This is a genomic window from Kitasatospora sp. NPDC127111 (genome assembly GCF_042677465.1).
Classification (GTDB): domain Bacteria; phylum Actinomycetota; class Actinomycetes; order Streptomycetales; family Streptomycetaceae; genus Kitasatospora.
This window is the reverse complement of record NZ_JBHXTG010000007.1, coordinates 143402-155077: the sequence shown is the minus strand read 5'-3', so window position 1 is coordinate 155077 and position 11676 is coordinate 143402. Positions and strand designations below refer to the sequence as shown.

General features: G+C 74.7%; 10 protein-coding genes. 7 read left to right on the top strand and 3 right to left on the bottom strand.

The annotated features are described in order from the left end of the window. Positions 1 to 20 precede the first annotated feature (20 nt). The 3 genes from ACFVHB_RS07240 to ACFVHB_RS07230 are packed head-to-tail and all read left to right on the top strand — an operon-like array spanning position 21 to position 1924. Positions 21 to 467 (top strand): archease, encoded by a 447-nt coding sequence (locus tag ACFVHB_RS07240; RefSeq protein WP_380316457.1) that lies wholly within the window; start codon positions 21 to 23, stop codon positions 465 to 467. A 28-nt stretch (positions 468 to 495) separates the two neighbouring features. Continuing rightward, on the top strand, positions 496 to 1119 hold the full coding sequence (locus ACFVHB_RS07235) for an RtcB family protein (RefSeq protein WP_380316454.1): 624 nt from the start codon (positions 496 to 498) through the stop codon (positions 1117 to 1119). Positions 1120 to 1171: 52 nt separating this feature from the next. Then, positions 1172 to 1924, top strand: a complete 753-nt coding sequence (locus ACFVHB_RS07230; RefSeq protein ID WP_380316517.1) for an RtcB family protein — start codon at positions 1172 to 1174, stop codon at positions 1922 to 1924. A gap of 109 nt (positions 1925 to 2033) precedes the next feature. Here ACFVHB_RS07230 and ACFVHB_RS07225 read toward each other — a convergent pair whose 3' ends face one another. Next, the gene (locus ACFVHB_RS07225) at positions 2034 to 3257 is read right to left on the bottom strand and encodes an N-acetylmuramoyl-L-alanine amidase (protein WP_380316451.1); all 1224 of its coding nucleotides are present in this window, start codon (positions 3255 to 3257) and stop codon (positions 2034 to 2036) included. Between the two features lie 278 nt (positions 3258 to 3535). Here ACFVHB_RS07225 and ACFVHB_RS07220 point away from each other — a divergent pair, with 278 nt between their 5' ends. After that, positions 3536 to 5158, top strand: a complete 1623-nt coding sequence (locus tag ACFVHB_RS07220) for an AMP-binding protein (RefSeq protein ID WP_380316448.1) — start codon at positions 3536 to 3538, stop codon at positions 5156 to 5158. A 20-nt stretch (positions 5159 to 5178) separates the two neighbouring features. Here the strand turns inward: ACFVHB_RS07220 and ACFVHB_RS07215 are convergent, their stop codons facing one another. Next, positions 5179 to 5781, bottom strand: coding sequence for a GNAT family N-acetyltransferase (locus tag ACFVHB_RS07215; protein WP_380316445.1), 603 nt, complete (start codon positions 5779 to 5781; stop codon positions 5179 to 5181). A 324-nt stretch (positions 5782 to 6105) separates the two neighbouring features. On the opposite strand from ACFVHB_RS07215, the gene ACFVHB_RS07210 reads away from it, so the two are divergent. Further along, a complete protein-coding gene (locus ACFVHB_RS07210; RefSeq protein ID WP_380316442.1) occupies positions 6106 to 7590 on the top strand; it encodes a carboxylesterase/lipase family protein in 1485 nt (494 codons plus the stop codon). A 62-nt stretch (positions 7591 to 7652) separates the two neighbouring features. Beyond that, complete coding sequence (locus ACFVHB_RS07205; RefSeq protein ID WP_380316439.1) at positions 7653 to 8033, top strand: hypothetical protein; 381 nt, start codon at positions 7653 to 7655, stop codon at positions 8031 to 8033. A gap of 145 nt (positions 8034 to 8178) precedes the next feature. Here ACFVHB_RS07205 and ACFVHB_RS07200 read toward each other — a convergent pair whose 3' ends face one another. Further along, positions 8179 to 9816 (bottom strand): PQQ-binding-like beta-propeller repeat protein, encoded by a 1638-nt coding sequence (locus ACFVHB_RS07200; protein ID WP_380316436.1) that lies wholly within the window; start codon positions 9814 to 9816, stop codon positions 8179 to 8181. A gap of 395 nt (positions 9817 to 10211) precedes the next feature. Between ACFVHB_RS07200 and ACFVHB_RS07195 the strand changes: the two genes are divergently transcribed. After that, positions 10212 to 11672, top strand: a complete 1461-nt coding sequence (locus ACFVHB_RS07195; protein ID WP_380316433.1) for a carbohydrate-binding protein — start codon at positions 10212 to 10214, stop codon at positions 11670 to 11672. Positions 11673 to 11676 lie beyond the last annotated feature (4 nt).

The following is an 11676-nucleotide window of genomic DNA, read 5'->3' as shown; positions in this document are numbered from 1 at the left end:
AGACGAAGGAGCCGTCGCCGGTGACCGGGCAGCAGCGTTCCCGCAGCGGCCACCGCACCGTGGCGCACACGGCGGACCTGCGCGTCGAGGCGTGGGCGCCGACCGCCGAGGGGTGCATCCGCGAGGCGGTGCGCGCCGCGGTCGGGGGCTTCGCCGACACCACCGGGGCCCGTCCGGCCGGGGAACGCGCCTGCACCGTCACCGCGGCGACCGACGAGGACCTGCTGGTCGCCGTCCTGGAGGAAGTGATCTACCGGATGGACGCCGACGGCGAGCTGCCGCTCGACACGGAGGTCGGGGCGATCCGGGCGGCCGGGGCCGGCCGGGCGCTGCCGGTGCGCTTCCGGATGGCCGACGCCGGCACCGCCGAGGTGGTCGGGGCGGTGCCCAAGGCCGTCTCGCTGCACGAGCTCCGCCTCCGGGCCGGCCCCGGGGGCTGGAGCTGTCAGGTGACGCTCGACGTCTGAGGACGACCGGTAGCCGGAGGTGAGGACCGTGGAGATCACGCTCGTCGAGGAAGGCCCCTACCGCTTCCGCATCGAACGGCGGGAGCGGATGCGGGTGCCCGGAGTGGTGTTCGCGTCCGGGGCGCTGCTGCCGCAGGCGGCCGGCGACAAGGCGCTGGAACAGGTGGCCAACGTGGCGACGCTGCCCGGCATCGTCCGCGCCTCCTTCGCGATGCCGGACGTCCACTGGGGCTACGGCTTCCCGATCGGTGGCGTGGCCGCCACCGACGCCGACCGGGGCGGGGTGGTCTCACCCGGCGGCGTGGGCTTCGACATCTCCTGCGGGGTGCGGCTGCTCGCCGCCGGCGTCGACCGGGCGGAGCTCGGCCACGACCGCCTCCAGCGCCTGATGGACCTCCTCGACCGCACCGTCCCGCGCGGCATGGGCCGCGGCGGCCTGTGGAAGCTGTCGGGCACCGGGGAGCTGGACGACCTGCTGGTCGGCGGCGCCCGGTACGCGGTCGAGCACGGCCACGGGGTGCCGCGCGACCTGGCCCGCTGCGAGGACGACGGCGTCCTGGCGGGCGCCGCGCCCGGGCAGGTCAGCAGCCGGGCCGTGGAGCGAGGCCTGCACCAGGTCGGCAGCCTGGGCAGCGGCAACCACTTCTTTTGAGGTCCAGGCCGTCGAACACGTCCACGACCCGGACACCGCGGCCGCGTTCGGACTGCACACCGGCCAGGTCTGCGTCATGATCCACTGCGGTTCGCGCGGCCTCGGCCACCAGGTGTGCACCGACCACGTCCGCACCATGGACCGGGACCTGCACCGCCACCGGATCTCCGTCCCCGACCGCCAGCTCGCCTGCACCCCCGTCGACTCCCCGGCCGGCCGGGCCTACCTCGGGGCGATGGCCGCGGCCGCCAACTACGGCCGCGCCAACCGGCAGCTGCTCTCCGAGGCCGCCCGCCGCGCCTTCGCCGAGGCCGCCGAGGTGGGCCTGGAGCTGGTCTACGACATCTCCCACAACATGGCGAAGATCGAGACCCACGAGGTCGACGGCGCGGCGCGGCGGCTCTGCGTCCACCGCAAGGGCGCCACCCGGGCCCTGCCGCCGGGCGATCCGGGCCTGCCGCCGGACCTCGCCGGCGCCGGCCAGCCGGTGCTGGTCCCCGGGACCATGGGCACCGCCTCGTACGTGATGGTCGGCCTGCCCGGCAACGACGCCTTCCACTCCGCCTGCCACGGCGCCGGCCGGGTCTGGAGCCGGCACCACGCGCTGCGCGTGGTCCGCGGCGAACGGCTCCGCGACGACCTGGAGTCGCGGGGGATCGCCGTCCGCCCGTCCTCCTGGCGCGGGCTCGCGGAGGAGGCGCCCGAGGCGTACAAGGACGTCGACGCGGTCGCCACCGTGACGGAGGGCGCCGGCCTGGCCCGGCCGGTCGCCCGCCTGGTGCCGCTGGGCGTCGTCAAGGGCTGACCCGGGCCGGTCGGCCCCGACCGGCGCCTACGACCGCTGGCAGCCCGGTCGGGGCCGCCCGGCGGGGGCGTCGGCCGGGCCGCCCGGTGGGGGCGTCGGCCACACGGGGTCAGTGCGCGGTGCCGCCCAGGGCCGCGACCTCGGCGCGGAGCGCGGGCAGGGTCGCGTACATCGTGCCGCCCGGGCAGTCGGTGGCCAGCCAGTCGCGGTGGCCGCTGATCAGGTCGACCGGCCTGGTCACGCCGTTGACCGGGTTGACGAAGGTGACGTGCGCCTGCGGGTCGAGCCCGTGCGTGCGGGTGAGGAGGGCGAGCAGCGCGGTCAGCGAGCGGCGGGCCGGCGCGGTGGGCTCCTGGCCGCTGAGCGTGCCGAGCAGCGCGATGCCGAGGTTGCCGGAGTTGTAGCCCGCGGTGTGGAAGGCGGTCACCACGTTCCCGGACGCGTCGTGCGCGGGGGTGCCGTCGTCGCCGGACCAGCGGCCCTCGTAGATCCGGCCGGCCTCGTCGATCAGGAAGTGGTAGCCGATGTCGCCCCAGTCGAGGGTGACGGCGTGGTACTCGTAGATCGCCCGCACGGTGGCCGCCGGGTCGGGGTCGGCGTTCGGGGTGTCCGTGTGGTGGACCGTCAGGGTCTGCAGCGGGTAGTACTTCGGCGGCGAGTTCTCCACGCCGTTCTTGAAGCGCTTGGACTCGTCCGCGCCCCATGCCGCCCGCGAGAGGTACTCGGTGCCGCAGAAGGTCACCGGTGTGGTCGGCGCGAGCGCGAGGCCGCGGGCGGGTCCGTGCACGGTGTCGATGGCGGCGGTGCGGACGTTGCCGGCACCGTCGGGCAGCCGCAGGTCGTAGCCGGGGGCGCCGCCGGCGGCGATCAGCGCGGTGACGGCGACGGCCGGGCGCCCGGGCCCGTCCGCCTCGGCCGCGCTGTCCGCCCCGGCCGCGCCGTGCGGCCCGTGCGGCCGGTCAGGCCCGCCCGCGCAGCCGGCGGGCAGGGGCTGCCACGCGCCGGGCGCGCCGCCGTCCCGGTGGAGCCGGATGGCCGCGCCGCGGGCGGGGCCGTCCCAGCTGACGCCGACGTAGCGGATCGGGAACCCGGCCCGCACGGTCGCGGCCTCCCCGCCCGCCGCCGACCGTGCCCGGGTCGCGGGGACGCTGACCGTCCGCGCGCCCCGGCCGGCGGTGCCGGGGGCCCCGGCGGGGGAGGGCGCGGGAGCGGCGGTGGAGGGGGCCGTGGCGGCCGCGGCGGAGGCGGCCGGGGCGACGGCGAGGGCGGCGGCCGTCGCGCCTATCGCCCCGACGAGGGTGCGCCGGGAGACGGCGGGCTGCGGGTTCGGCATGGGTGTCCTGTCTCGGGTGCGGGCACGGCGACGGAGGCGTGCCGACCTGCTCCGTTGCGCCGCCCCCGGCGACTGATCATCAGTCAGCGCAGAATGTACACGCTTGATCGTTTCTGATCGCTTGTTCCGCCTCTTTCCTTGCCTGAACGGGCAGTTCGCGAGGCCGATCGCGCCGCGGCCCCTCGGCGGGACAACCGGTCCGCACGGATGAATGACGCCGGGCCCGGCCCTGCATAGACTCGGGCGCCAGCCGTCCCGACGAGCCGAGGAGCCCCCGCATGCCCACACCCCCTCCCAGCCTCAGCGCCGGCCCCTCGGACACGCCCCTGCTGGAGGAGACCATCGGCGCGGCCCTGGACCGCGCCGTCCGCTCCTTCCCCGACCGGGAGGCCCTGGTCGACCTGCCCACCGGCCGCCGCTGGACGTACCGCGACCTCGCCGCCGAGGTCGACCGGGTCGCCGCCGCGCTGCTCACCCTCGGCGTCGAACGCGGCGACCGGGTCGGGATCTGGGCCCCGAACTGCGCGGAGTGGGTGTTCGTCCAGTACGCCACCGCCCGCATCGGCGCCGTCCTGGTGACCGTCAACCCCGGCTACCGCACCCACGAACTCGAGTACGTGCTCCGGCAGTCGGGCATCCGCACGATCGTCGCCGCGCCCTCGTTCAAGACCTCCGACTACGCGGCCATGCTCGCCGAGGCCGCTCCGCGCTGCCCCGGCCTCCGGGACGTCCTGCTGATCGGCTCCGCCGCCTGGGACGAGCTGCTCACCACCGCCGCCACCGCGCCCGCCGACCTGGCCGCGATCGGCGCCGGACTCGCCCCGGACGACCCGATCAACATCCAGTACACCTCGGGCACCACCGGCTTCCCGAAGGGCGCCACCCTCTCCCACCGCAACATCCTCAACAACGGCTTCTTCGTCGGCGAGCTGTGCGGCTACTCCGAACACGACCGCATCTGCGTGCCGGTGCCCTTCTACCACTGCTTCGGCATGGTCATGGGCAACCTCGCCGCCCTCTCGCACGGCGCCTGCGTGGTCATCCCGGCCCCCGGCTTCGACCCCGTCAGCACCCTGCGCGCCGTGGCCGCCGAACGCTGCACCTCGCTCTACGGCGTGCCCACCATGTTCATCGCCGAACTCAACGACCCCTCCTTCGCCGACCACGACCTCTCCAGCCTGCGCACCGGGATCATGGCGGGATCGCCCTGCCCGACCGAGGTGATGAAGGAGGTCGTCGACCGGATGGGCATGCGCGACGTCTCGATCTGCTACGGCATGACCGAGACCTCCCCGGTCTCCACCCAGACCCGCGCCGACGACCCGCTGGAACGCCGCGTCTCCACCGTCGGCCGGGTCGGGCCGCACCTGGAGGTGAAGGTGGTCGACCCCGACACCGGCCACACCGTCCCGCGCGGCACCACCGGCGAACTCTGCACCCGCGGCTACTCGGTGATGCTCGGCTACTGGGACCAGCCCGACCGCACGGCCGAGGTGGTCGACGCCGACGGCTGGATGCACACCGGCGACCTCGCGGTGATGGACGAGGACGGCTACCTCAGCATCACCGGCCGCAGCAAGGACATGGTCATCCGCGGCGGCGAGAACATCTACCCCCGCGAGGTCGAGGAGTTCCTCCACACCCACCCCGACATCCTGGACGCCCAGGTCATCGGCGTCCCCGACGCCAAGTACGGCGAGGAACTGATGGCCTGGATCCGCCTCCGCCCCGGCGCCCCCGAGCTCACCGCCGACACGCTCCGCGCGTTCTGCACCGGCCGCATCGCCCACTACAAGGTCCCCCGCTACGTCCACCTCGTCGACGACTTCCCCATGACCGTCACCGGCAAGGTCCGCAAGGTCGAGATGCGCGAAGCCGCCCTCACCATCCTCGGCCTCTGACCCCACCCGGGGCGCCCGGATCACCCCCGGGCGCCCCGCCCCGGTGACGACGGCCGGTCGTGCTGCCGGAGCCACGTCTCGCGGGTGACGGCGTACTCCACGTCGCCGTGTTCGGCTCCCTCGACGGGATCGGGCCACTCCTCGAAGAAGGTGCGGACGAAGGACAGACCGGCCTTCTCCATGACCCGTCTGGAGGCGGTGTTGACCGTCATCGTGGTGGCGGCGATCCGGTCCACCCCCAGGGCGCCGAACGCGTGGCGCACCAGCGCCCGCGCGCCCTCGGTGGCGTAGCCCAGACCCCAGACGGACGGCAGCATCCGGTAGCCCAGCTCCGTCCCGCCGTCCAGGCCGACACTGGTCGCGGGCCGCAGCGAGACCCACCCCACGAACGTCCCGGAGGACTTCTCCACGGCGGCGAAGCAGCCCTGACCGTCGGGGAGTTCGTCGTACTCGCGCAGGATGTGCGGAAGCTGCCGCCGCTCGACGACGGCCCTGGACACGGGGCGGCCGTCGTCGATGTGCCGCATGACGTCGGGGTGTCCGTGCAGGGCGGCCAGGGCGTCGACGTCCGCTTCGGTGAAGCGCCGGAGCGTCATCCGCTCGGTTTCCAGGTAGGTCTCCACGGCGGTGATTCGAGCAGGACGCCCGCCGCGCGGCAACCGCTTTTCGCCCCGCGCGCGGTAACGCGGTGCCGAAGGCGACCGGGGGACGAGGCGGCCTGGCGGCCGTCGCGGGTGCCGACGTGGACGCGGCCGCCGTCGGCGGCGGGGACCACGAACGTGGCGGCGGGTGCCCGGAGGCGCGTAGGAGCCGAGGCCCGCACACACCGCGTCGCGCCGTTGAGCAGCACCTGACCGCGTTGTCCGCCCGGCGCGGTCCTCGGGTTCCCGGGCGGCGTGCCATGATCAGGACTGGTGTGCCAGGAGTGGCGACGAGGGGGAGTCGACATGGTTTTCCGGACGACGAGCGGTCCTGTGCGGGGTGGCGGGTGCGTCGACGGCGTCACCGCCGTGCTCGGCGTGCCCTACGCCGCCGCGCCCTTCGGTGCCCGTCGTTTCCGGGAGCCGCAGCCGGCGCCGGCCTGGGACGAGGTCCGGGACTGCACGGCCTTCGGCCCGATCGCCCCGCAGTCGGCGCGGCTTCCGGGGGCGCCGGTGTGGCGGCCCGGTGACGAGGACGTCCTCACCGTCAACGTGTGGGCGCCCGAGCGTGCGGAGGAGGGCGGGCTGCCGGTGTTCTTCTGGCTCCACGGCGGCGCCCACACCTTCGGCTCCTCCGCCCAGCCCGACTTCGACGGGACGGCCCTGGCCCGCGCCGGACTGGTCGTGGTCAGCTGCAACTTCCGGGTGGGCTTCGAGGGCTTCGGCCATGTGCCCGGCTTCCCCGACAACCGGGGACTGCTGGACCAGGTCGCCGCGCTGCGCTGGGTCCGGGAGAACATCGCGGCCTTCGGCGGCGACCCCGGCAACGTCACCGTCGCCGGACACTCCTCCGGAGGCGGATCGGTGGCCTGTCTGATGGTCATGCCGCGGGCACGGGCGCTGTTCCGGCGGGCCGTCGCCCACAGTGTGCCCAGCCTCCACCACACGGTCGAACTCGCCGCGGCGGTGACCGAGCGGATCGCGGCGGTGGCCGGCGTGGCACCGATCGCGGAAGGGCTGCTGTCCGCCCCGCCCGAGGCCCTGGTGGCCGCCGCCGACAAGGTCGCCGCGCAGTGCGCGAGCGACCCGGTGGCGGCGATCCACGCCTTCTCCCCGGTGCTCTTCCAGCCCGTCATCGACGGCGAGGTGCTGCCCGCCGACCCGCTCCGGGCGCTCGCCGCCGGCACGGCGGCGGACGTGGACCTGCTGGTGTGCCACGCCGTGGAGGAGGCCTGGTTCCTCCACACGGTGGGCGCGGTGCGCGAGGTCACCACCGAGCCGGAACTGGCGGACCTCGCCGAGGCCCTGGACCTCCCGGCCCACCTTCTCGACGGCTACCGCGCGTCGATGCCGGACGCCCCGGTGCTCGACCGCTACCTCGCGATCCTCGGCGCGGCGCAGTTCGGCGAGTACACCACCCGCCTTGCCGAGCACCACGCGAGGGCCGGCGGCCGGGCGCACCTGGCCCGCTTCGCCCGCAGGCGCGACGCCGCCAGGCCCTGGCACACCGCCGACATCCCGTTCGCCTTCGGCAACCTGGACGCCGTCGGCGCCGACTTCCTCATCGGTGGCACGCCCGACGGGCACGACCGGGCCCTGTCCCACCGCATGCTCCGCTCCTGGGCCGACTTCGCGGCCACCGGCGACCCCGGCTGGCCGGCGCTCACCACCGACGCCACACCGGTCAAGTCCTGGGCCGTCCCCGCCGACCACCTGACCGACGACGACCGGGGCGGGCTGCGCGCCCTCTGGCGGGACGTCGGATTCGGCCCGCTACGCCCCGCTCACTGACCCGGCCCTCCCCGCGTGCCCGTCGAGGAACCGGGCGACGCCGGCCGACCGTCGTACCGGGCATGGCCACGGTCCTCGTTGTCGGTTTCGATCCGCACGCCGTCCCCGGCATGGACGGCGACGGCCTGCGGGCCGTTCTCGACGCCGAACCCGCCCGCTTCGCCACCCACGGCATCGACGCCGCGATGACCCTGGTCGCCCCGGACGGGACCGCCGAGCCGGCGATCGTCGCCGCGCTCGGCTCCCGCCCCTGGGACGTCGTCGTCATCGGAGGCGGCATCCGCAAGCCGGAGCCGGCGCTGCCCTTCTTCGAACGCGTCGTCAACCTCGTCCGCCGCCACGCGCCCGAGGCCGCGATCGCCTTCCACACCGGCGGCGCCGACAGCGTCGAAGCCGCCCGGCGGTGGCTGGAACAGGACGTCGATCGGGCCGACCTCCGGTGAGCCGGCCGCCCGGCCCGGGCCGCCTGCGACCGGCCGATGCCCGGGCCACCGGTCCGCGCTGACGTCGTCCGCCACCGCCGGAGGCCGGCCGTCCCGGTGAGCCTCACGGGGACGGCCGGCCTCCGGACCGGGTTCCGGACAACGGCTACGCGGTGCCGAAGGCGACCAGGTGGCCGTCGCGGGTGCCGACGTAGACGCGGCCGCCGTCGGTGGCGGGGACCACGAACTTGGCGGCGGTGCCGATCGGGAAGGAGCGCCGCAGGTGCATGGTGCCGTTGACCGGGACGGCGTCGTAGACGCGGAGCTCACCGCCGGCGCCGTTGGGGCCGGAGCCGGACCAGACGGCCCAGACCAGTGCCGAGCCGCCCGCCGTGCCGTTGGACGTCACGACGGGGGAGCCGGAGCCGTAGCCGAAGCCCTCGTTGCTGGTGCCGACGCTGCTCAGGGTCGGCACGCCGGCGGCGTTCACCGAGAACTTCAGCGCCCGCAGCGGTGAGCGGCCGTTGCCGGTGTCGGTGGACACGGTGTACACGTAGCCGCCGCCACCGCCCCAGACGGCGGGGTGGCCCCAGACGCCCTCGAACGGCCCGGCCATGCTCACCGGGTTGTCGGTGCCGTTGGGGCCCTGGCCCATGCCGCCGAGGTTGTCGCGGTCGAGCAGGAAGACCCGGCCGTCCTTGCCGACCTGGACCAGCAGGTGCGGGTGGGCGGTGGTCCCGAAGCCGTTCGGCAGGGCGACCGGGCCGCCCGAGCCGAGGTCGCTGTCGTTGGTGTCCAGGGTGCGGTTGTTGGTCGGGCTGAAGAAGTCCCGGGCGGAGAGGCTGCCGTCGCTGTTCACGCCGAGGCGCACCACCGACTCGCCGAGGTGGCCCGGCGGGCGGTTGCCGGGGCCCTGGCTCGGCGAGGCGCCGGTGCCGGCGCCGTTGCCGGTGCTGACGAAGATCCGGCCGGAGCCGTCGGAGACCAGGCCGCCGCCGGCCTGCCAGATGCCGGCCTCCTGGCTGTCGGAGCCGGACTCGGTGGACCACAGGGTGAGCTTGCGGGTGCCGACGTTCACGCCGACGACCTGGCCGACGTAGGGGCCGGAGTCGCAGTAGGAGGCGAAGCCCGCGTACACGGCGCCGTTGAGCAGCAGCAGGCCGGGGCGCTGGGCGGCGGTGAAGGGGTTGAACGGGTGACCGGGGCTGTTGGTCGGCGTGCCCTGGATGGTGACCGGCCAGCCGGTCCGCTCGGCGCCGGTGGAGGCGCTCATCGCGTGGACGTACCAGTGCGGGTGCTGGACGTCCGGCCCGTCGTTGACCTTGCTGGTGAGGTAGACGGTGTTGGAGGAGGGGTCGTACACCGGGGTGGAGGTGATCCCGGTGTACGCGGCGGGGTCGTTGCAGTGGACGGAGGAGGTGGGCCAGGCCGGTCCGAGCTGGCGGGTCCAGTTGGTCTTCCCGGTGACGGCGTCGATGCCGTAGACGTAGTTGTTCTCGGTGGCGACGACCACGTTCGTGCCGGTGACCAGCGGCTGGGCGAGCACCGCGCCGTTCACCGGGGTGGACCAGCGGCGCCCGAAGTTCGCGGAGGAGACCTGGGACGGTGACAGGTTCGGCTCGTTGGAGTCCCACCCGGTGCGCTTGTTGTTCACCGAGACGGTGGACTCGACGGCCTGGGCCGGGGCGGCGAAGCCGAGCAGCAGCAGACCCGCCGCCGCGGCCGCGCCGGCTCTGAGCCGCAGCCGTCCGCGTCCGCTCCGTCCGCTCCCTCGTCGGTGCGTGGATGTGATGAGTCGCGCCATGTGATCCGCCCTGGTCTCCGGTTGCGTGGACGCTGAGGTCCCGGCCGAGGCCATTGTGGTGACCGGCCGTCAGGTAAGGGCGCGGGCGGCGGGGGCACGACGGGCGGATTCATTCCGGGGGAGCAACCGCGCGCCCGCCGGGCGGGGGCGGGAGGGGCTCGGCGGGGGTCGGACGCGTGGTTCAAGAGGTGAAGCCGTCTGTCGCTGCACGGAGTTCATCGCTTCACCTCTTGACCGTTGCCTGCCAGGGCGGGACAGTGTGTCGAGCCGACTGAGAGCGCTCTCACGTCGCCCCGGGCCTCCCGCACGTCCGCCCCCGCATCCGTCCACCCCGGAGGTGCACCACCGTGTCCAGTACCGCGTCGTCCAGTCCCGCGTCGTCCAGTACGACCGCTGTGCCCAGTACCACCGCGCGCACCACCGCCGTGCCCAGAGCCGGCGCCGCCCGCCGGCGGCGTCCGCGCCGGGCCCTGACCACCGTCCTGACGGCCGCCGGCGCGGCCGCCGCGCTCTGCGCCGCACTGCTCGGCCCCACCGCGACGGCCGCCGTCCCGCCCGCCCCCGCCGGCTGGACCACCGTCTGGAGCGACGACTTCGGCGGCGCCGCCGACACCCTGCCGTCCGCCGCCGACTGGATCGTCGACACCGGCACCAGCTACCCGGGCGGCGCCGCCAACTGGGGCACCGGGGAGGTCCAGAGCTACACCGCCGACACCGCCAACCTCCGCCAGGACGGCGCCGGGAACCTGCGCATCACCCCGATCCGGGACGCGAACGGCCACTGGACCTCGGGCCGGATCGAGACCCGCCGCACCGACTTCGAACCGCCCGCCGGCGGCAAGCTCCGGATCGAGTCCCGGATCCAGATGCCGAACGTGACCGGCGCGGCCGCCGCCGGCTACTGGCCCGCCTTCTGGACGCTCGGCGCGCCGTACCGGGGCAACTACTGGAACTGGCCGTCCATCGGCGAGTTCGACCTGATGGAGAACGTGAACGGCGTGAACCAGGTCTGGGGCACGCTGCACTGCGGCGCCAACCCGGGCGGCCCGTGCAACGAGACCTCCGGGCTCGGCGCCGTCCACGCCTGCCCGGGCTCCGCCTGCCAGGGCAACTTCCACACGTACGCCCTGGAGTGGGACCGCAGCGTCAGCCCGCAGCAGCTGCGCTGGTACGTGGACGGCGTGCAGTTCCACTCCGTCACCTCGGCCCAGATGGACGCCGCCACCTGGAGCGCCGCCACCGGGCACGGGCACTTCATCCTGCTGAACGTGGCGATGGGCGGGGCCTTCCCCGACCCGGTCGCGGGATACCGGACACCCACCGCCGCCACCGCCTCCGGCGTGCCGATGCTGGTCGACTACGTCGCGGTCCGCAGCTCCGGCGGCACGACGACCCAGCCGCCCACCACCCCGCCGCCGACCACCCCGCCGCCCGGTGGCAACGGCAGCGCCTACGCCACCGTCCAGGCCGAGGCCTACAGCGCGCAGTCGGGGACGGCGCTGGAGGGCACCACCGACACCGGCGGCGGCCAGAACCTCGCCGCGCTGGCCAACGGGGACTGGGCGCTCTACCGGGGCCTCGACTTCGGCGGCACTCCGGCGCGGCAGTTCAAGGCCCGGGTGGCCTCGGGTGCGGCCGGCGGGGTGAGCGGACTGGTGGAGGTCCGGCTAGACAGCCCGACCAGCGCCCCGGTCGGCTCGTTCGCCATCGCCAACACCGGCGGCTGGCAGAGCTGGACGACGGTACCCGCCAACATCAGCGCGGTCACCGGCCGGCACGACGTCTACCTGACCTTCACCAGCGGTCAGCCGGCCGACTTCGTCAACGTCAACTGGTTCACCTTCAGCACCACCTGACGCG

What these genes read in the sequence shown, in the direction of transcription:
- ACFVHB_RS07210 (WP_380316442.1), top strand. Translation starts at nt 6,106, where the DNA reads ATGGTTTTCCGGACGACGAGCGGTCCTGTGCGGGGTGGCGGGTGCGTC.
- ACFVHB_RS07220 (WP_380316448.1), top strand. Translation starts at nt 3,536, where the DNA reads ATGCCCACACCCCCTCCCAGCCTCAGCGCCGGCCCCTCGGACACGCCC.
- ACFVHB_RS07205 (WP_380316439.1), top strand. Translation starts at nt 7,653, where the DNA reads ATGGCCACGGTCCTCGTTGTCGGTTTCGATCCGCACGCCGTCCCCGGC.
- ACFVHB_RS07200 (WP_380316436.1), bottom strand. Translation starts at nt 9,816, where the DNA reads ATGGCGCGACTCATCACATCCACGCACCGACGAGGGAGCGGACGGAGC.
- ACFVHB_RS07225 (WP_380316451.1), bottom strand. Translation starts at nt 3,257, where the DNA reads ATGCCGAACCCGCAGCCCGCCGTCTCCCGGCGCACCCTCGTCGGGGCG.